This window comes from Microbacterium commune (assembly GCF_014836945.1).
In the GTDB taxonomy this organism is placed as follows: domain Bacteria; phylum Actinomycetota; class Actinomycetes; order Actinomycetales; family Microbacteriaceae; genus Microbacterium; species Microbacterium commune.
The window spans coordinates 1,387,050-1,407,422 of record NZ_JACSPX010000001.1; the positions used below are offsets into that span (position 1 = coordinate 1,387,050).

At 69.9% G+C, this 20,373-nt stretch carries 17 protein-coding genes; 10 read left to right on the top strand and 7 right to left on the bottom strand.

The window, feature by feature from the left end; translation table 11 throughout:
- Nucleotides 1–21 precede the first annotated feature (21 nt).
- On the bottom strand, nucleotides 22–789 hold the full coding sequence (locus tag H9633_RS06435) for an IclR family transcriptional regulator (protein ID WP_071641979.1): 768 nt from the start codon (nucleotides 787–789) through the stop codon (nucleotides 22–24).
- Between the two features lie 194 nt (nucleotides 790–983).
- On the opposite strand from H9633_RS06435, the gene H9633_RS06440 reads away from it, so the two are divergent.
- From H9633_RS06440 to H9633_RS06470, 7 genes are all read left to right on the top strand, one after another.
- On the top strand, nucleotides 984–2,384 hold the full coding sequence (locus H9633_RS06440; RefSeq protein ID WP_191712499.1) for an NAD-dependent malic enzyme: 1,401 nt from the start codon (nucleotides 984–986) through the stop codon (nucleotides 2,382–2,384).
- A gap of 5 nt (nucleotides 2,385–2,389) precedes the next feature.
- A complete protein-coding gene (locus H9633_RS06445; protein WP_318247211.1) occupies nucleotides 2,390–3,655 on the top strand; it encodes a DUF6986 family protein in 1,266 nt (421 codons plus the stop codon).
- Nucleotides 3,652–4,464, top strand: coding sequence for a bifunctional allantoicase/(S)-ureidoglycine aminohydrolase (locus H9633_RS06450; RefSeq protein ID WP_191712954.1), 813 nt, complete (start codon nucleotides 3,652–3,654; stop codon nucleotides 4,462–4,464). Before H9633_RS06445 ends, H9633_RS06450 begins: the two co-directional genes overlap by 4 nt.
- Before the next feature lie 185 nt (nucleotides 4,465–4,649).
- Nucleotides 4,650–5,435, top strand: a complete 786-nt coding sequence (locus H9633_RS06455) for a hydroxypyruvate isomerase family protein (RefSeq protein ID WP_191712500.1) — start codon at nucleotides 4,650–4,652, stop codon at nucleotides 5,433–5,435.
- Between the two features lie 28 nt (nucleotides 5,436–5,463).
- Nucleotides 5,464–6,342, top strand: a complete 879-nt coding sequence (locus H9633_RS06460) for a 2-hydroxy-3-oxopropionate reductase (protein ID WP_191712501.1) — start codon at nucleotides 5,464–5,466, stop codon at nucleotides 6,340–6,342.
- 19 nt (nucleotides 6,343–6,361) lie between these two features.
- Entirely contained in the window at nucleotides 6,362–8,149 is a 1,788-nt protein-coding gene (gcl, locus tag H9633_RS06465; protein ID WP_191712502.1) for a glyoxylate carboligase, read from the top strand.
- A 17-nt stretch (nucleotides 8,150–8,166) separates the two neighbouring features.
- Complete coding sequence (locus H9633_RS06470) at nucleotides 8,167–9,297, top strand: glycerate kinase (RefSeq protein WP_191712503.1); 1,131 nt, start codon at nucleotides 8,167–8,169, stop codon at nucleotides 9,295–9,297.
- A 384-nt stretch (nucleotides 9,298–9,681) separates the two neighbouring features.
- Here H9633_RS06470 and H9633_RS06475 read toward each other — a convergent pair whose 3' ends face one another.
- Entirely contained in the window at nucleotides 9,682–9,828 is a 147-nt protein-coding gene (locus tag H9633_RS06475) for a hypothetical protein (protein WP_191712504.1), read from the bottom strand.
- 135 nt (nucleotides 9,829–9,963) lie between these two features.
- Nucleotides 9,964–10,671, bottom strand: coding sequence for an NRDE family protein (locus H9633_RS06480; protein WP_191712505.1), 708 nt, complete (start codon nucleotides 10,669–10,671; stop codon nucleotides 9,964–9,966).
- A 74-nt stretch (nucleotides 10,672–10,745) separates the two neighbouring features.
- Between H9633_RS06480 and coaBC the strand changes: the two genes are divergently transcribed.
- Nucleotides 10,746–11,975, top strand: a complete 1,230-nt coding sequence (coaBC, locus tag H9633_RS06485; RefSeq protein WP_191712506.1) for a bifunctional phosphopantothenoylcysteine decarboxylase/phosphopantothenate--cysteine ligase CoaBC — start codon at nucleotides 10,746–10,748, stop codon at nucleotides 11,973–11,975.
- An 11-nt stretch (nucleotides 11,976–11,986) separates the two neighbouring features.
- Here coaBC and moaA read toward each other — a convergent pair whose 3' ends face one another.
- A complete protein-coding gene (moaA, locus tag H9633_RS06490) occupies nucleotides 11,987–13,066 on the bottom strand; it encodes a GTP 3',8-cyclase MoaA (protein WP_191712507.1) in 1,080 nt (359 codons plus the stop codon).
- Between the two features lie 327 nt (nucleotides 13,067–13,393).
- Here moaA and H9633_RS06495 point away from each other — a divergent pair, with 327 nt between their 5' ends.
- On the top strand, nucleotides 13,394–13,879 hold the full coding sequence (locus tag H9633_RS06495; protein WP_191712955.1) for a nucleoside deaminase: 486 nt from the start codon (nucleotides 13,394–13,396) through the stop codon (nucleotides 13,877–13,879).
- A 28-nt stretch (nucleotides 13,880–13,907) separates the two neighbouring features.
- Nucleotides 13,908–15,470 carry an NCS2 family permease gene (locus H9633_RS06500; protein ID WP_083428642.1) on the top strand — a complete coding sequence of 521 codons (1,563 nt, stop codon included), beginning with the start codon at nucleotides 13,908–13,910 and terminating at the stop codon, nucleotides 15,468–15,470.
- Between the two features lie 189 nt (nucleotides 15,471–15,659).
- Here the strand turns inward: H9633_RS06500 and xdhC are convergent, their stop codons facing one another.
- From xdhC to H9633_RS06515, 3 genes are read right to left on the bottom strand one after another with little or no spacing between them, the layout of a single operon-like run.
- A complete protein-coding gene (xdhC, locus tag H9633_RS06505; protein WP_191712508.1) occupies nucleotides 15,660–16,481 on the bottom strand; it encodes a xanthine dehydrogenase accessory protein XdhC in 822 nt (273 codons plus the stop codon).
- A 1-nt stretch (nucleotide 16,482) separates the two neighbouring features.
- A complete protein-coding gene (gene xdhB / locus H9633_RS06510; protein WP_191712509.1) occupies nucleotides 16,483–18,846 on the bottom strand; it encodes a xanthine dehydrogenase molybdopterin binding subunit in 2,364 nt (787 codons plus the stop codon).
- Nucleotides 18,843–20,327, bottom strand: a complete 1,485-nt coding sequence (locus tag H9633_RS06515) for a xanthine dehydrogenase small subunit (protein WP_191712510.1) — start codon at nucleotides 20,325–20,327, stop codon at nucleotides 18,843–18,845. Before H9633_RS06515 ends, xdhB begins: the two co-directional genes overlap by 4 nt.
- Nucleotides 20,328–20,373 lie beyond the last annotated feature (46 nt).

A 20,373-nucleotide genomic window follows, 5' to 3' on the forward strand; every position in this document is an offset into this window, starting at 1 on the left:
AGATCGCTCCCCGATCCGCCGTCAGGATGCCAGCTCGGCGCTGATCGCCTGTGCGGCGATGCGCAGCTTGGGCACGGCGCGCTCGCCGAACGCCTCGTCGACGCGCGAGATCGGACCGGAGACCGACACGGCCGTGGGGGTCGGTGCGTCGGGGACGGCCATCGAGAAGCAGCGCACGCCGATCTCCTGCTCCTGGTCGTCGATCGCGTACCCGCGCTCGCGGATGCGGTCGAGCTCGGCGATGAGCTCGTCGACGTCGCCGATGCTGAACTCCGTCGGGGTCGGCATGCCCGCGCGGGCGACGATGCCGCGCACGGTGTCGTCGGGCAGCTGGGCGAGGATCGCCTTGCCGACACCGGTGTCGTGCATGTGGGCGCGCCGGCCGACCTCCGTGAACATGCGCATCGAGTGCAACGAGGGCACCTGGGCGACGTACACGATCATGTTGCCGTCGAGCACCGCCATGTTCGCGCTCTCGCCCAGCTCGTCGACGAGGGTCTTCAGCTGCGGGCGCGCCAGGGCGCCGAACTGGCGCGACGCGCCCTCGCCGATGCGGATCAGCCGGGGCCCGAGCGCGTAGCGGCGGTTGGGCAGCTGACGCGCGTACCCCAGCGAGACCAGGGTGCGCAGCAGGCGGTGGATGGTGGGCAGCGGCAGATCGGTCGACGATGCCAGCTCGCTGAGGGTGACGTCGCCGCCGGCGTCGGTGACCAGCTCGAGCAGCTCGAACACCCGCTCGACGGACTGGACTCCGGATCCGCTGCTGCGCGGCGTCTTGCTTTCGGCCATGAGGTCCTCCTAGGTACCCGACGATTCCATCATGCGAGAAGAGCGAGCGAAAATCCTGCGTGATCCCTCATCGTTGATTGCATCGTACTTTCGTAAGATAGATAATAGTATCCACGATGCGAAAGCACGAAGAAGTCCACAAGCAAATGTGAGTCGGCGCGGATGCGCGCGGCGCACCTCAGGGAAGAGGAAACATGGCCAACCCCGGTCCCGGTAACTCGATCACACTGCGTATCGACGCTCCCTCGAACTTCAGCGTCACCAGCGAGCTCGCCGCCGCCGCGGCATCCGCCGGTGCCGCCATCACCGCTCTCGACGTCGTCGAGTCGCACCCGACCTCCATCGTCGTCGACCTCACCTGCAACACGATCGACGACGAGCACGCCACCCGCATCCGCGACGCCGTGGAGGCGCTCGACGGCGTGCACGTGCGCCAGGTCAGCGACCGCACCTTCCTCATGCACCTCGGCGGCAAGCTCGAGGTCGTGCCCAGCGTGCCGCTGCGCAACCGCGACGACCTCTCGCGCGCCTACACCCCCGGCGTCGCCCGGGTCTGCATGGCCATCGCCGAGGACAAGAGCAAGGCCCGCAACCTCACCATCAAGCGCAACACGATCGCCGTGGTCACCGACGGCACCGCCGTACTCGGCCTGGGCGACATCGGTCCCGAGGCCGCACTGCCCGTCATGGAGGGCAAGGCCGCCCTGTTCAAGCAGTTCGCGAACGTCGACGCGTGGCCGGTCTGCCTCGACACCAAGGACACCGAGGAGATCATCAGCATCGTCAAGGCGATCGCCCCCGTCTACGGCGGCGTGAACCTCGAGGACATCGCCGCTCCCCGCTGCTTCGAGATCGAGGCAAGGCTGCGCGAAGAGCTCGACATCCCCGTCTTCCACGACGACCAGCACGGCACCGCGATCGTCACCCTCGCCGCCCTCGTCAACGCCCTCAAGGTCGTGAACAAGACGATCGAGGACATCCGCATCGTCGTCTCCGGCGTCGGAGCCGCGGGCAACGCGATCATCCAGCTGCTGCTCGCCGAGGGCGCGAAGGACATCGTGGCCTGCGGGCGCGACGGCGCGATCGTCGCCGGTGTCGAGTACGCCGACGCGCACCGCCGCGAGATCGCCGCGACCACCAACCCGCGCGGCTTCCAGGGCACCCTGAAGGAGGCCATGGTCGGCGCAGACGTGTTCATCGGCGTGAGTGCTCCGAACGTGCTCGACGAGGCCGACATCGCCGCGATGGCGGATGACGCGATCGTGTTCGCGATGGCCAACCCGACCCCCGAGGTCGACCCCGTCGTGGCGTCCAAGCACGCCGCCATCGTGGCCACCGGTCGCAGCGACTTCCCCAACCAGATCAACAACGTGCTCGCCTTCCCCGGCGTCTTCCGCGGGCTGCTCGACGCGGGCGTGTCCGACATCACCGCACCTATGCTGGTCGCATCGGCATACGCCATCGCGTCGCGCGTCGAAGAGGATGAGCTCAACGCGAGCTTCATCATCCCGAGCGTGTTCGACCCGCTGGTCGCCGGCGCCGTCGCCGACGCCATCGTCCGGGTCGTCGAGTCGGCCGCCGCAGACAAGGAGTGAGCCGGGTGTCAGCCAACACATCGCTGCGCGAAGACGACTTCGCAGACATCGACGCGCGCCTCGCGCAGACCGACGCACTCCTCTCGGGCTCCTACCCCGGCGATGACGGCAGCCGTCAGCCCGTGCACACGCTGTACGTGCCGGCCGACCGCTTCGACCGGGACCTGCCGGCCCGCCTCGGAGCGGACGCGATCGCGGCCGTCGAGGCGGCCGGCGGCACGGCCGCGCTCGCCGCGTCGGTCGGGCTGGGTCACCTCGCCGACCAGCTGGCTCCGCTGGTGGATGCCAAGCTGCGCCGCGAGCCCGTCGAAGACCTCCGTCTCGACTTCGAGGACGGCTACGGCACCCGCGACGACGACGAGGAGGACGCAGACGCCATCCTCGCCGCCGAGCGCGTGGCCGAGGCCGTCGCCGCAGGCACCGCGACGCCGTTCATCGGCATCCGGTTCAAGTGCTTCGAGGCGCCGACCAGGCGCCGCGGCATCCGCACGCTCGACCGCTTCGTCACCACCCTCGCCGCCGCCGGCCCCCTGCCGGACGGACTGATCCTCACCCTGCCGAAGGTGACCACCGTCGCGCAGGTCGAGGCGACGGTCGCGCTCTGCGAGCGCTTCGAGGAGCGCCTGGGCCTGGCATCCGGTCGCCTGCGCTTCGAGGTGCAGATGGAGACGCCGCAGCTCATCGTCGCCGCCGACGGGACGATCCCCGTCGCCACGCTGCTGCATCACGGTGCGGGACGCATCTCGGCGCTGCACTACGGCACCTACGACTACAGCGCCTCGCTGCAGATCGCCGCCGCGTACCAGTCGATGGAGCATCCGGCCGCCGACTACGCCAAGCAGGTCATGCAGGTCGCGGTCGCCGAGACCGGCGTGCGGCTCTCGGACGGGTCGACCAACGTCATCCCGGTCGGCGAGAAGGCGGCGGATGCCTGGCGGCTGCACGCACGCCTGGTGCGGCGCTCGCTCGAGCGCGGCTACTACCAGGGCTGGGATCTGCACGCCAACCAGCTGCCCACCCGGTACCTCGCGACCTACGCGTTCTACCGCGAGGGATTCGAGGCGGCCGCGCGCCGGCTCGACAACTACCTGCACGGCAGCGATGCGACGATCATGGACGAGCCCGCCACCGCGCGCGCTCTCGCCCGCTTCGTCGTTCGCGGCCTGGAGTGCGGCGCGCTCACCGAAGACGAGGTGCGCTCGTCGACCGGCGCCTCGCCCGCAGAGCTGACCAGGCTCGCACACCCGAAACTCGTCACCAAGGAGGCCTGATGTCCTACTACACCCCGACCGGCGGTCTGCCGCCGCAGACCGACCTGCTCACCGACCGCGCGATCGTCAAGCTCGCGTACACGGTGATCCCGAAGGGCGTGCTGCGCGACATCGTCACCAGCAGCCTGCCCGGGTTCAGCAACACCCGCGCCTGGATCATCGCCAAGCCCACCCCGAGCTCGGCGCAGACCTTCTCGCAGCTGATCGTCGAGATCTCCCCCGGTGGGGAGGCCGCGAAGCCCGAGCCCGAGGCCGGTGTCGAGGGCGTCATCTTCGTCACCACCGGAAAGCTCACCCTCACCCTCGACGGCGAGACGCACATCCTGGAAGAGGGCGGCTACGCCTTCCTCGCGCCCGGTGCGGACTGGTCGCTGAAGAACGAGGGCGACGAGATCACCAGCTTCCACTGGATCCGCAAGGCGTACGAGTGGCTCGAGGGCGTCGACGCACCGGCATCCTTCGTCACCCGCGACCAGGACATCGAGCCCACCCCGATGGTGGGCACCGACGCGTGGCTCACCACCCGCTTCGCCGATTCGAGCGACATGGCGCACGACATGCAGGTGAACATCGTCACCTTCAAGCCGGGTGGCTCGATCCCGTTCGCCGAGACGCACGTCATGGAGCACGGTCTGTTCGTGCTCGAGGGCAAGGCCGTCTACCACCTCAACGGCGACTGGGTCGAGGTCGAGGCCGGTGACTACATGCTGCTGCGCGCGTTCTGCCCGCAGGCCTGCTACGCCGGGGGCCCTGGCGACTTCCGCTACCTGCTGTACAAAGACATGAATCGCCAGATCAAGCTGACCTGAGCCGGTCACGCCGGCAGCGCCGGTGCCGAGCGAACGCACCCGTCGGGCCCCGGGGGGTGGGTTCGCTCTTCCTGCCGGTTCCGGATGCTGGAATGTCGCGCCGTCTTCGTTGACACCACCTCGGCCCCCGCCTAACCTTTCATTACTAGGAACTTTTCTTCCGCAATACGAAATCAAGGACGATCATGAGCTACACCGTCAACGCGTCGATCCTGCTGACCGACCTCCCCGTGAACGAGCGTCCCGCCGCGGCCAAGGCCGCCGGGTTCGACGCCGTCGAGTTCTGGTGGCCGTTCTCGTCGGCCGTTCCCGAGCAGCAGGAGGTCGACGCGTTCGTCGCCGCCATCGACGACGCAGGGGTGCGGCTCACCGGACTCAACTTCTTCGCCGGCGACATGCCGGCGGGCGACCGCGGGCTCGTCTCGTGGGTGGGCCGCGAGGGCGAGTTCCGCGCCAACGTCGACGTCGTCGTCGGCATCGGCGAGCGCACCGGCACCACGGCGTTCAACGCCCTCTACGGCCTGCGCCAGGACGGCGTCGACGAGAAGACGCAGGACGACCTCGCTGTCGAGAACCTCGCGATCGCCGGCAAGGCCGTCTCCCGCATCGGGGGCATCGTGCTGCTGGAGCCGGTCTCCGGCGCAGACGCGTATCCGCTGAAGACCGCCGCCGACGCGCTCGCGATCATCGCCCGCGTCAAGGACGAGCACGGCGTCGACAACATCCGCCTGCTCGCCGACTTCTACCACCTCGCCGTCAACGGCGACGACGTGGCCGCCGTCATCGCCGAGCACGCCGGCGAGTTCGGTCACATCCAGATCGCCGACGCCCCCGGTCGCGGCGAGCCCGGCACGGGAGAGCTGCCGCTGACCGAATGGATCGAGGCAGCGCGCGCCGGCGGATACGACGGCGTCATCGGTCTCGAGTACAAGGCCACCCAGGACGACCCGTTCGCCTGGACCAGGAACTGACATCCCACTTCCGCGAAGGAGCGACGACATGACCAACATCACCATCATCGGTCTCGGCATCATGGGCCTGCCCATGGCGAAGAACCTCGTCAAGGCGGGCTACACGGTCACCGGCGTGAACCGCAGCCCCGAGGCCGTCCAGAAACTCGTCGATGCGGGTGGCAACGGCGCCGCCAGCGTCGCCGAGGGTGTCAAGGACGCCGACGTGATCATCACGATGGTCCCCGACTCCCCTGATGTCGCCGACGTCGTGCAGGGCCCCGAGGGCGTCTTCGCCAACGCGAAGAAGGGCGCTCTCTGGATCGACAACTCCTCGATCCGCCCCGACGTCGCCAAGGAGCTGGCCGAGGAGGCCGTCGCCGCCGGTCTCGGCGTCGTCGACGCGCCCGTCTCGGGTGGCGAGCAGGGTGCCATCGACGGCGTCCTCTCGATCATGACCGGCGGCTCGCCGGAGGACTTCGCCAAAGCGGAGCCCATCCTGCAGGCCATCGGCAAGACCATCGTGCACGTCGGCCCCGCGGGTGCCGGTCAGACCGTGAAAGCGGCCAACCAGCTCATCGTCGCCGTCAACATCCAGGCTCTCAGTGAGGCGATCGTCTTCCTCGAGGCCTACGGCGTCGACACCGACGCCGCCCTCAAGGTCCTCGGCGGCGGTCTCGCCGGCTCGAAGGTCCTCGACCAGAAGGGGCAGAAGATGCTCGACCGCGACTTCGCCCCCGGCTTCCGCCTGGCCCTGCACAACAAGGACCTCGGCATCGTCACCGCCGCGGCCCGCGGCGCCGGCGTGAGCGTGCCCCTCGGCTCGGCTGTCGCCCAGCTCGTCACCTCGCTCGTCGCCCGCGGCGACGGCGGCCTCGACCACTCCGGCCTCCTCAAGCTCACCGCAGAGCTCTCCGGCCGCGAATAAGAATTAAGGACAGAACATCATGACCCGCATGCGCGCAGTGGACGCCATCGTCCAGATCCTGATCAAGGAGGGCGCCGACGAGGCGTTCGGCCTGCCCGGAGCCGCCATCAACCCCCTGTACTCCGCGATGCGCGCCGGCGGCGGCATCCGGCACACCCTCGCGCGCCACGTCGAGGGCGCCTCGCACATGGCCGACGGCTACAGCCGCACGGGCGACGGACGCATCGGCGTCTGCCTCGGCACGTCGGGCCCCGCCGGCACCGACATGATCACCGGCCTGTACGCGGCGATCGCCGACAGCATCCCGATGCTGTGCATCACCGGACAGGCGCCGGTGGCGAAGCTCGACAAGGAGGACTTCCAGGCCGTCGACATCGCGTCCATCGCGAAGCCGGTGACCAAGTTCGCCAAGACGGTGCTCGAGGGTGCGCAGGTTCCCGGCGTGTTCCAGAGCGCCTTCCAGATCATGCGCTCGGGCCGCCCCGGTCCCGTGCTGATCGATCTGCCGTTCGACGTGCAGATGACCGAGATCGAGTTCGACATCGACACGTACGAGCCGCTGCCGGTCGCCAAGCCCGTCGCCACCCGTGCGCAGGCCGAGAAGGTGCTCGACATGCTCACCGCGTCGAAGCACCCCGTCATCGTCGCGGGCGGCGGCATCGTCAACTCCGGCGCGTCCGACAAGCTCGTCGAGCTGGCCGAGACCCTCGGCGTGCCGGTCGTGCCGACCCTGATGGGCTGGGGCGCGATCGCCGACGACCACCCGCTGGCAGCCGGCCTCGTCGGCATCCAGACCTCGCAGCGCTACGGCAACGCGAGCTTCCTCGAGAGCGACTTCGTGCTCGGCATCGGCAACCGATGGGCCAACCGCCACACCGGTGGGCTCGACACGTACCGCAAGGGCCGCACCTTCGTGCACGTCGACATCGAGCCGACCCAGATCGGCCGGGTGTTCGCACCCGACTACGGCGTGGTCTCCGACGCCGGCGCGTTCATCGACGTGCTGCTCGAGGCCGCACGCGACCGGGTGGCCGAGCTGCCCGACTACAACGGCTGGGCCGAGGAGTGCCGCGACCGCAAGGCGCGTCTGCAGCGCAAGACCAACTTCGACAACGTGCCCATGAAGCCGCACCGCGTCTACCAGGAGATGCTCACGGCGTTCGACCGCGACACCACCTTCGTCACCACGATCGGCCTGTCGCAGATCGCCGGAGCCCAGCTGCTGCACGTCTACGGTCCCCGCAAGTGGATCAACGCGGGCCAGGCCGGCCCCCTCGGCTGGACCGGTCCCGCCGCTCTCGGCGTCGTGCGCGGCAAGCCGGGTGAGCAGGTCGTCGCCCTGTCGGGCGACTACGACTTCCAGTTCATGATCGAAGAGCTCGCCGTGGGCGCGCAGCACAAGCTGCCGTACATCCACGTCGTGGTCAACAACAGCTACCTCGGTCTGATCCGTCAGTCCCAGCGCGGCTTCGAGATGGACTACGAGGTCTCGCTCGCGTTCGACAACGTCAACACCCCGTACGACCCCGACAGCGTCGCCACCGGGTACGGCGTCGACCACGTCAAGGTCGCCGAGGGCCTGGGCTGCAAGGCGATCCGCGTGGAGCGCCCCGAAGAGCTCGCCGCCGGGTTCGCCGAGGCCGCGCGCCTGCGCGACGAGTTCCAGGTGCCCGTGGTGGTCGAGGTCATCCTCGAGCGCGTGACGAACATCGCGATGGGTGCCGACCTCGACACCATGAATGAGTTCGAGGACCTCGCGGCATCGCCGGCCGACGCTCCTGAGGCGATCTACGCCCTGCTCGACTGATCGGTTCCGAGTACGACATGCGCATCCTCATCGCCTCTGACAAGTTCAAGGGCTCGGCGACGGGCTCCGAGGTGGCGGCGGCGCTCGCCGACGGCATCCGGGAGATCATCCCGGATGCCGTCGTCGACGCGGCTCCGGTCGCCGACGGCGGCGAGGGCACGGTCGACGCGGCCGTCGCGAGCGGATTCACGCCGGTGACGGTCTCGGTGACCGGTCCCACCGGGCGACCTGTGGATGCCACCTTCGCCCTGCGCGATGGTCAGGCCATCATCGAGATGGCGGCGGCCAGCGGTCTGGACGTGCTGCCGGACGGCGAGAAGGATGCCCTCGGTGCGACCAGCCGCGGTACGGGCGAGCTGATCGCCGCGGCACTGGACCGACGAGCGACCTCGATCGTGCTCGGCGTGGGCGGCAGCGCCTGCACCGACGGCGGCGCGGGCATGCTGCAGGCCCTGGGTGTCGCGCTGCGGACCGAGGATCGGCCCGTCCGCCCCGGTGGCGGGGGCTTGGTCGATCTCGTCTCGGCCGACATCACGGGCCTCGACCCTCGACTCGCCGCGGTCAGCGTCGTGCTGGCCGCCGACGTCGACAATCCCCTCCTCGGAGAGCGGGGGGCCGCCGCGGTCTTCGCGCCGCAGAAGGGGGCGAGCGCCGACGATGTCGCCGTCCTCGAGGCGGGCCTCTCGCGTCTGGCAGAGCTCGTCGACGCGCTGCCCGGGGTGCGCGCCTCGGCATCCGCGCCCGGAGCAGGCGCGGCCGGTGGCGTCGGCTACGCCGCCCTCGCGGTGCTCGGCGCCGTGCGCGAGCCCGGCATCGACGTCATCCAGCGCCTCATCGGTCTCGAGGCGCGCATCGCCGACGCCGACCTCGTCATCACCGGCGAGGGCAGCCTCGACGATCAGAGTCTGGGTGGCAAGACGCCCCTGGGCGTCTCGGCCGCCGCGGCCAGGGCGGGCAAGCCCGTCGTCGCGGTGTGCGGTCGCACGACTCTGGATGCCGCGCAGGCGGCGTCCGCGGGCTTCGCCCAGGTCTACGCGCTGAGCGACATCGAGCCCGAGCCCGCGAAGAGCATGGCGAACGCGGTGCCCCTGCTGCGCGAGGTGGGCCGCACGATCGCCGCCGACGTGGGTGCCCTGACCGCCCGCTGAGTCGGGGCTGCGCTGCATCGGCGTGCGGGGTGGGCCCGTGTGGTCGCCTCGCGGCGGGGGATGCGACCGTTCGGGCCCACTCGAGGCGTGGGTGCGCCGGGGGTGGGTTCCCGCGTCGAGTTGGGTGGTCCCATGTTGTCGCCTCGCGGCGGGGGATGCGGCCGTTCGGGCCCACTGCGTACGGCGGGCACTCGGGCGTCGATCCCAGCGTGGATCCCGGCGGCGTGCCGGGTGGTCCCATGTGGTCGCCTCGCCGCGCGTGATGCGGCCATTCGGGCCCACTCGACGCGGGGGAGATGCGCGAAGGGCTCGGCTTCGCACGCATGCCGAAGGGGACCGGACCGCCGGTGGGCGGAGCCGATCCCCTCTGTCGCGCGTGGGTCCTCAGGCCGCCTTCGGGAAGAGGACGCGGAACGCGCGGATGAAGCCGTTGCCCTGGCCTGCGGGCAGGTGGAAGTCCGGGTCGATGTTGACCGACGGGTTCTCAGCGGACGGGACGTGCCCGCTCGCCTCGGTCGGATGTGCGCTCATGTCCCTCTCCGTTTCTATTTCCATAAAGCGAAATAATCATCTTGCTGTATGAAAAGAGTACGCACAGGTGCGCCGGAGAGTCAATACCCTCTCGGCAGCTGTGACGCCGGATTGCGCTGCGGTGCCGGCGAGTCGTCAGCCCCAGTGCCCCGGATCGGCGAGCACCCGAGAGCTCACCTGCAGCGATCCCGGCGCCACCTCTGCCGTGCAGAACAGCAGCGACATCGTCGGATATCCGTGCACGCGGTTGTCGCGCACGATCGCCCGGTCGTCCTCGGGCGAGAGGCTCGCGCTCTCCGCGAGCACCGCGACCCAGCGCTCGTCCCACCCGCCGGCGGGCGTCCCGTCGCCTGCAGACGCGGCGAATCGCGGCAGCCACGCATCGATGCGCGCCGTGCCCGGATCGTCCAGGTCGTCGTGGGCGATCATGTGCACTCCCGCGGGCACCGCCGTCTCGCGCAGCTCGACGCCGTCCCACGACAGCACGCGGGATGCCTGCGCAGTCACCTCGAGCAGGTTGAAGCCGTGCATCGGCAGCGGACCCTCCGGTGAGCGGCCCGCGACCGACTCCAGGGCCAGCGAGCCGCGCGAGCGCACGTCGCTCTCCGGGAGGCCGAGCACGTCCGCGCGATTCAGCAGCACGGCGAGGCGTCCGACGGCGGCATCGGCGGCGAGCCACGCCCCGCCGGCCCGACGATCGCGGATGCCGACCACCCCGGGATGGGTGTCGGGCCACCACTGTCCGAGGTCGTCCCAGGGGCGATCGGGATCCTCGTCCCGCACGGCCAGCAGCCGGGCGCCTTCGCCGGGAGAGGGGGCGACATCGATCACGACGGTGCACACGAGCACGAGTCTAGGCGGGGGACCGGGGCGCGCCGGAGCTGTCTGCGCCGGCAGCCTGGGGCAGAATCGGACGCGTGAACATCGTCGTCGCCGTCACCGGCGGGATCGCCGCCTACAAGAGCGTGCACCTGGTGCGCCTGCTGATCAAGGCCGGACACGAGGTCACCGTCGTGCCCACCGAAGACGCGCTGCGCTTCGTCGGCCTGCCCACGTGGGAGGCGATCAGCCGCCGTCCCGTGACCACAAGCGTGCACGAGGACGTCGCCCAGGTGCGCCACGTCGCCCTCGGTCAGGCGGCCGAGCTCGTGATCGTCGCGCCCGCGACCGCGAACACCATCGCGAAGATGGCCGCCGGCCTCGCCGACGATCTGCTCGGCACCACTCTGCTCGCCACCACCGCCCCGGTCGCGATCGCTCCTGCGATGCACACCGAGATGTGGCGCCACCAGGCGACGCAGGCGAACATCGCGACGCTGCGCGACCGCGGCGTCGCCGTCCTCGGTCCCGGCGAGGGCGAGCTGACCGGGGGAGACTCGGGAGCCGGACGGATGCTCGAGCCCGAGCAGATCATGGCCGAGGCGCTCACCCTGATCGACGCGGGGCACCGGGGAGCGCACGAGCCGCACGACCTCGACGGCCTGCGCGTCGCGGTCTCGGCCGGCGGCACCCGCGAGCCCCTCGACCCGGTGCGCTTCCTGGGCAACCGCTCCAGCGGGCGGCAGGGGGTCGCCCTCGCGCTCGCCGCGGCCGACCGGGGCGCGGACGTCGTGCTCGTGGCCGCGCACGTCGACGGTGCGGTGCTGGCGGATGCCGAACGGCATCCGCTCATCCGGATCGAGCACGTCGGCACCGCGGCCGAACTCGGCGACGCGATGCGCCGCGCCGCGGAGGAGGCCGCGGTGATCGTGATGGCCGCGGCCGTCGCCGACTACCGGCCGGCCGACGTGTCCGACCGCAAGCTCACGAAGGAGGCGGGTCCGCTCGAGAGCATCGAGCTGGTGCAGAACGAGGACATCGTGGCGCATCTGGCTGCGCGACGGCATCCGGGTCAGGTGATCATCGCATTCGCGGCCGAGACCCCGGATCACGACGGCGAGCTGCTCGAGCGCGCGCGACGCAAGCGCGAGCGCAAGGGCGTCGACCTGCTCGTGGTGAACGAGGTCGGCTGGGACCGCGGATTCGAGGCGGGCGAGAACACCGTGCACGTGATCGGCGACGGCGGCGCGGTGCTCGCCCTGGCATCCGGAACCAAGCGCGCGGTCGCCGACGACGTGTGGGATGTCGTCGCCGACGTCCTGGGGTGAGCCGCGGCGGCTCAGCCGCCGATGTACGACATCTCGATGCGCTTGCGCTGCGTGCGCAGGGCGGGGGTGAGGCCGGCGCGGATCTCGGAGTAGCGGTCGTCGCGTCCGCCCCAGATGGATGCCATGGCCGCCGCCAGCTCGATGTCGTCTGCGCCGCCGCGCATGAGCGCCCGCAGATCGTGACCCTGGGAGGCGAACAAGCACGTGAACAGCCTGCCCTCGGTTGAGATGCGGGCGCGCGTGCAGGTGCCGCAGAACGCGTTGGTGACGCTGGAGATCACGCCGATCTCGCCGCTGCCGTCGGTGTAGCGCCAGCGCTTCGCGGTCTCGCCGTGCACGGTCGGGGCGACCGGCTCGAGCGGGAACACCGCGCCGATGCGCTCGATGATCTCGGCAGAGGGCACGACCTCATCGAGCGACCAGCCGTTGGTGTTGCCCACGTCCATGTACTCGATGAAGCGCAGCGTGTAGGGGGTGCCCTTGAAGTGACGGGCCATGCTGAGGATCTCGCCGTCGTTGACCCCGCGCTTCACGACCATGTTGAGCCGGATCGGCCCGAGCCCCGCCGCCTGCGCGGCGTCGATGCCGTCGAGCACCCGGCTCACCGGGAAGCGCACGTCGTTCATCCGCTGGAAGAGCTCGTCATCGAGCGAGTCGACCGACACGGTCACCCGATTCAGCCCGGCAGCCTTGAGCGCCCCGGCCTTCATCGCGAGGGCCGAGCCGTTGGTGGTCAGGGCCAGGTCGAGCGGCCGGCCCTCCGGCGTGCGGATCGCCGCGAGCTGCTCGATGAGCTGCTCGATGCCGCGGCGCAGCAGGGGTTCGCCGCCGGTGAGGCGCAGCTTGTGCACCCCGTGCGCGGCGGCGACGGTGGCGATGCGCGTGATCTCCTCGAAGCTCAGCAGCTCGTCGCGGTCGAGGAACGCGTAGTCCCGCCCGAAGATCTCCTTGGGCATGCAGTAGACGCAGCGGAAGTTGCAGCGGTCGGTCACCGAGATCCGAAGATCGCGCAGCGGACGATCGAGCCGGTCGGTGAGCGCGGTCGTCGCAGTCGCCGGCCGGCCGTCGCCGTCTATGCGCCTGCTCGCCATGATCACGTCCTCCCGCGTTGAAACGCTAGCACCGGATTGCCGGGTGCGGACCCGCGGATGCCCGTGACAATTCCCTCTCGCGCGTCTTTCCGGTCGAGTGCGGAAATGCGCGCCGGAATTCTCTGGACGCCGGGAAATGATGTTGCTATTCTTGGACAGCCGCATATCCGAGATGCGGCTCAATTGAACAGTCAGCGGTTCGACGTATATCTCGCAGAACGATCCCATCCGGATCCGACTCGATAAGCCGTATCACTGCTACGACAGCAAGGAAGCTCTCGTATGAACAGCAGCGCTATGCCCCGACCCGAATCGCCGACCGAGCCGATGACCTCCCGCGACCCAGCCGAGTACCTGGCCGAGGCGGTGCGGATCGCCGTCGAGAACGTCCGCAACGAGGGCGGACCCTTCGGCGCCCTGGTCGTCACGGCAGACGGGCGGGTCTTCGAGGGCGTCAACCGGGTCACCGCAGATCTCGATCCCTCGGCGCACGCCGAGGTCACCGCGATCCGCAACGCCTGCCGCGCACTGGGCACCTTCGATCTGTCGGGAGCGACGCTCTACACGAGCTGCGAGCCCTGCCCGATGTGCCTGGCGACGTCGCTGTGGGCGCGGATCGATCGGGTCTACTTCGCCGCCGACCGCAACGACGCCGCCGACGCCGGCTTCGACGATGCGGCGTTCTACCGCTACTTCGAGGGCAGCGACGCCGATCGGGCCGTCATGCCCGTGAGCGACATCGCCCTGCCGCCCGAGCAGCGCGTCGCGCCGTTCGCGGAGTGGGCCAGCACCCCCACCCGCATCGATTACTGACCCCCTACACCCTTCTCCGGAGCCGATGATGTCTTCACCTGTCCCTCCTTCCGCACGCCCATCCGAGGCCGACACATCCACCACCGAGGTGGTCGGCAACGACGCCGCCGGGCACTTCGCCCGCGGCGACGAGAACCTGCCGCCCCTGGCGACGGGCGCGACGACCACGGTCGACGCCACACCCAAGAACGGCTTCGACCGGTTCTTCGAGATCACCCGACGAGGGTCGACGATCGCCCGCGAGATCCGCGGCGGGGTGGTCACGTTCGTGACGATGGCGTACATCGTCATCTTGAATCCATTGATCCTCGGCGGCGTCACCGACGTGGCCGACGGGGCGCTGGATGCCGCGCAGATCGGCGCCGCGACGGGCCTCACGGCGGGCGTGATGACGATCCTGTTCGGCGTGGTGGCCCGGCTGCCGTTCGCGCTCGCGGCGGGGCTCGGCATCAACTCCTTCCTCGCCGTCTCCGTCGTCGGGCAGGTCACCTGGCCGGAGGCGATGGGGCTCGTCGTGATCAACGGTCTGCTGATCGTGCTCTTCGGTGCCACCGGCATCCGCACCGCTATCTTCAAGGCGGTGCCGCAGGCTCTCAAGGCCGCGATCACCGTGGGCATCGGCCTGTTCATCGCCTTCATCGGCTTCGTCGACTCGGGCTTCGTCACCCGCACCGCCGGCGGCCCGCCCGTGCAGCTCGGCGACAACGGGTCGATCACCTCGGTGCCCACGCTGATCTTCCTGCTCGGGCTGGTGCTGATCGGCATCCTCGTGGCGCGCAAGGTGCCCGGCGGCATCCTGATCGGCATCGTGGTCAGCACGGTCGTGGCGCTGATCGCGCAGTCGGTGCTGAAGCTCGGACCGTCGTTCGAGGATCCGAACGGCTGGCACATGACCATCCCCGAACTGCCCGCAGCGTGGATCACGGTCCCCGACTTCGGTCTGATCGGCCAGTTCGACCTGTTCGGCGCCTTCGAGCGCGTGGGCATCCTCTCGGCCACCATGCTCGTGTTCACGCTCGTCTTCTCGAACTTCTTCGACGCGATGGGAACGATGACCGGTCTCGCCAAGAACGCCGGCCTCGCCTACAAGGACGGCACCTTCCCGCGGCTGCGCTCGGCGTTCGTGGTCGAGGGCTTCGGCGCCGTGGCGGGCGGCGTGACCTCCACGTCGTCGAACACCGTGTACGTCGACAGCGCCTCCGGCATCGGCGAGGGCGCCCGAACGGGTCTTGCCTCGCTCGTCGTCGGCGTGCTGTTCCTGCTGTCGATGTTCGTCACCCCGCTCACCCTCGTCGTGCCGATCGAGGTCGGCTCCGCGGCGCTGGTGGTCGTCGGCGCGATGATGATGTCGCAGATCCGCGAGATCAAGTTCACGAAGTTCGCCGTGGCCCTGCCCGCGTTCCTCACCATCGTCACCATGCCGCTGACCTACTCGATCGCGAACGGCATCGGGGTGGGCTTCATCTCGTGGGCGCTCGTGAACGCGTTCTCCGGTCGGGCGCGCAAGGTGCACTGGCTGATGTGGATCGTCGCCGCCGGTTTCGCGCTGTATTTCGTGCGCGGGCCGATCGAGGCGATGCTCGCCGGCTGAGCACCGCACGCAGAAAGCCCCGGTTCCCGCGCTGCGGAAACGGGGCTTTTCGCGTTCTACGCGAGAATTCGTTTGCCGTGGAATGCGGACATGCCGCGACGTATTCTCGCGGGTGACAGAATGCGCGCATTCATGCAATTGCGACATCATCGGAATGCATTCGATGCATTCCGATGATGTCGAAGAATGTCATTCGGATGCCAGTGGCGCGGCCTCCTCGATGAGCTGCAGGATGCGCGCGGCGACGCTCACCGCGATGACCGCCGGCTGCTTGCCCGACACCTCCGGGACGCCGATCGGCGTCGTCACGCGGGCGAGCTCCGCGTCGGTGTGGCCGAGCTCCTGCAGCTTCCTGCGGAACCGCGCCCATTTCGAGGCCGAGCCGATCAGACCGATCGACCCGAGCGCGGGTGTGCGCAGCGACTGGTCGACGACCGCAAGGTCCTCGACGTGGTCGTGGGTCATCACCAGCACGTGGGCGCCGGCGGGAATGCTCAGCAGGGCCGCCTCCGGCACCGGCGCGTGATGCGGATGGATGCGCGCCACAGCGTCTGTCGTGACCGGCGCGAGGCGCGCGGGATCGAGCATCTCGGCGCGGGAGTCGACGAGATGCAGCGACAGCTCGTGGCGCGACAGGATGCGCGCCAGTTCGAGGCCGACGTGGCCCATCCCGAACACGGCCACCGACGGCACCACCCGAACGGGCTCGAGCATGATCGTGACCTCTCCTCCGCAGCACTGCACCCCGTACTCGGTCGTCGCCTTGTCGCTGAGGGTCAGGGTCAGCAGCTGGGGCTCGGCGGTGCCCGAGGCCAGCATCTCGCGGGCGCGATCGGTGGCGGTCGCCTCGAGGTTGCCGCCACCGATCGTGCCGAACTGACCGCCTGGCGAGATGACCATCTTCGCGCCGCCGTTGCGGGGCGCGTGACCGCGCACCATCGCCAGCGTCACGATCACCGCGGGGGTGCGGCTCTCGCGCAGCGCGCGCAGGGCATCCAGCCAGTCGACCATGTCAGACCGTGCTGAGGGCGGGTGCGGGCTCAGCCGCGTCCTGCGCCGCGCGCGCTGTCTCGACCGCCCAGTACACCGACTCCGGTGTCGCCGGCGACGCGAGATCGACCGAATGGCCGGCCGGGCCGAAGGCGGCGACGGCCTGGCGCAGCGCCTCGCGGGCACTGAACGCGAGCATGAACGGCGGCTCGCCGACGGCCTTCGAGCCGTACACCGCGCCGTCCTCGCGAGCGTTCTGGAACAGGCGCACGGTGAACTCCTCGGGCATCTCAGAGAAGCTCGGCAGCTTGTAGGTCGACGCCGACTGGGTCTGCAGGCGTCCGCGGTGCGGTCCGTCGGTGTCATCCCACCGCAGGTCCTCGAGCGTGAGCCAGCCCATGCCCTGCACGTAGGCGCCCTCGATCTGGCCGATGTCGAGCATCGGCGAGAGCGAGTCGCCCACGTCGTGCACGATGTCGACGCGGAGGATGCGATACGCCCCGGTGAAGCGGTCGATCTCGACCTCGGTGGCCGCCGCGCCGTAGGCGAAGTACTTGAACGGCGAGCCCTGCATGGTCTCGGGGTTCCAGTGCAGACCCGAGGTGCGGTAGTACCCGGCGGCGAACAGCTGCACGCGCTGGAAATACGCCGCCTTCGTGACCTCGGCGAAGGTCAGACGCCCCGGTGTGCCCAGTGCCGTGACGTAGCCGCCGCCGAAGCGCACGTCGCGCTCGTCGACGCCCAGCAGGCGGCCGGCGACGGCGGCCATCCGGTCGCGGATCTGATCGCACGCGTTCTTCACCGCGCCGCCGTTGAGGTCGGCTCCCGACGACGCGGCCGTGGCCGACGTGTTGGGCACCTTGTCGGTGCGGGTGGGGGCGAGGCGCACCTGGTGCAGCTCGAGCCCCAGCGCGGTGGCCGCGATCTGCAGCATCTTCGTGTGCAGGCCCTGGCCCATCTCTGTGCCGCCGTGGTTGACCAGCACCGAGCCGTCCTTGTAGACGTGCACGAGGGCTCCGGCCTGGTTGAAGGCGGCGAAGTTGAACGAGATGCCGAACTTGATCGGCGTCATCGAGATCGCGCGCTTCACGTCGGGGCTCGCGGCGTTGAATGCGTCGATCTCGGCTCGGCGCTGCGCGATCGACGCCTCGTCGGCGAGCTGATCCCAGATGGTCGGCATCCGCTCGGCATCCTTCACCAGCTGACCGTACGGGGTGTGCTGACCGGGCTGGTAGAAGTTGCGGCGACGCAGCTCGAGGGGATCGATGCCGAGCGTCGGGGCGATCCGGCCGAGGATGTCCTCGATGAGGAACACGCCCTGCGGACCGCCGAAGCCGCGGTACGCGGTGTTCGACTGCTTGTTGGTCTTCGCGATCCGTCCGTACGCGTGCACGTTCGGGATCCAGTAGGCGTTGTCGATGTGGCAGAGCGCGCGGCCGAGCACGGGCTCGGACAGGTCGATCGACCAGCCGCCGTCGGCCGTGAGCACGGCGTCGAGCGCCTGCAGCATCCCGCTCTCGTCCAGGCCGACCTTCCAGCTGATGTGGAAGGGATGCCGCTTGCCGGTCATCGTGAGATCCTGCGTGCGGTTCAGGCGCACCCGCACCGGGCGGCCGGTGAGCTTGGCGCCGAGAGCCGCGATGGCGGCGAAGCCGTGCGGCTGCATCTCCTTGCCGCCGAACCCGCCGCCCATGCGCAGGCACTGCACGGTGACCTCGTTGGCGGGGATGCCCAGCACGTGCGAGACCAGGTCCTGCGTCTCGGTCGGGTGCTGGGTGGAGCACTGGATGAAGTACTGCCCCTCCGAGTCGCGCACCGCGAACGACGCGTGCGTCTCGAGGTAGAAGTGCTCTTGACCTGCGAACTCGGTGACGCCCTCGAAGACGTGCGCCGAGGACGCGAGGCCGGCGGCCGCGTCGCCGCGGGCGACCGTGCGCGGCGTTCCCATGAACGATCCTGCCTCGATGGCGTCGTGCACGGTGATCAGCGACGGGAGCTCGTCGTACTCGACCTTCACCCGCTCGGCCCCGAGACGCGCGGCCTCGGTCGTCTCGGCGAGCACCCACACGAGTGCATGTCCGTAGAACATGGCCTCGCGCGGGAACAGCGGCTCGTCGTTGCGGATCCCGGCGTCATTCAGGCCGGGCACGTCGTCGGCGGTGAGCACGCGCACGACGCCAGGCACCTCGTAGGCGCCAGAGACGTCGATGCTGACGCGGGCGTGGGCGCTGGTGGACTGCACCGGCCAGGCGGTCAGCACGCCGGCGGTCTGCGCGGCGATGTCGTCGGTGTACATCGCCGCGCCGGTCACGTGCAGCGCTGCACTCTCGTGCACGGCGCGGTGTCCGACGACGGCGTTCTCGGGTCGGTCGGCGAGAGAGCTCACTTCGACACCTCCTTCGACTGGATGACGGTCTGGCTGTAGAACTTCAGCAGGGCGGAGCCCAGCATGTGCGCGCGGTAGTCGCCGCTGGCGCGGTGGTCTGACATCGGGGTGCCCTCGGACTGCAGCACGGCGGATGCCGCCTTCACCGTGGCGATGCTCCACGGCTTGCCGATGAGCGCCTCCTCGGTGGCGAGGGCGCGCAGCGGAGTGGCCGCGACACCGCCCAGGCCGATGCGGGCGGAGGCGACGGTGCCCCCGGTGATGTCGAAGGCGAAGCCGAGCGCGACGGAGGAGATGTCGTCGAAGCGGCGCTTCGAGATCTTGTGGAACGCGGTGTACTCGGCCAGGGGCAGCGGGATGCGCACGGCGGTGATCAGCTCGTCCTTCGCGCGCACGGTCTGCCGGTAGCCGGTGAAGTACTCGGCCAGCGGCACCTCCCGCTCGCCGTCGACGGATGCCAGCACCAGCCTCGCGTCCAGCGCCAGCAGCGCGGGCGGGGTGTCGCCGATCGGCGAGCCGGTGCCGAGGTTGCCGCCGATGGTCCCGCGGTTGCGGATGAGGCGGGAGGCGAACTGCGGGAACAGCTTGGCGAGCAGCGGCACGCGGCCGGCGAGGCGGCGCTCGACGTCGGAGATCGGCAGCGCCGCGCCGATCTCGATCATCTCGTCGGTGACGGTGAGTGCACGCAGCTCTTCGAGCTGGTCGATCGCGACGACGAAGGGCGCGCGACGGCCGCGGAGGTTGACCTCCACGCCCCAGTCCGTCGAGCCGGCGACGATCAGCGCATCCGGCTCATCGCGAAGCAGACGCAGGGCGTCTGTGAGAGCGGCGGGGCGGACGAAGCGCGATCCCGCGACCTGGGCATCCGTCGCGACGGCCGTCGGCGCGGGCTGCGACAGGCGCTGCTGCAGCGGGTCGTCCTGCTCGGGCGAGCCGAGCGAGTAGGCGGCGTCGCGGATGGGGCGGTAGCCGGTGCAGCGGCACAGGTTGCCGCTGAGCGCGTGCAGGTCGAATCCGTTCGGTCCGGCCTCCATGCCGTCGTCGTCGGGTCCCTCGCCGTGCTGCTGCTCGCCGTCGTGCGCCGGGCAGCCGGTGCCGCGCTCGGGCCGGTAGTACTCGGCAGCCATGCTGCACGCGAAACCAGGGGTGCAGTACCCGCACTGCGAGCCGCCGGCCTCGGCCAGCTTCTGCTGCACCGGATGCAGGTCCTCGACCCCACCGAGCCCCTCGGCCGTCACGATCTCCTGTCCGTCGAGCGCGTAGACGGGCACGAGGCACGCGTTGACGGGCGTCCAGCGGGTGGTGCCGTCGTCGTCGGGGGTGGCGATCATCATGGCGCACGCGCCGCACTCGCCCTCGGCGCAGCCCTCCTTGCTGCCGGGCAGTCCGCCGTCGCGCAGCCAGTCCAGAGCGGTCGTGTGGGTGGCCACACCGTCGAGTGGGCGGCTCCGCCCGTTCACGGTGACCGTGGTGTCAGTCATTGTCTCTCCTCGGGTACGACGCGGCGGCGTCTGGTGCACGCTTCTC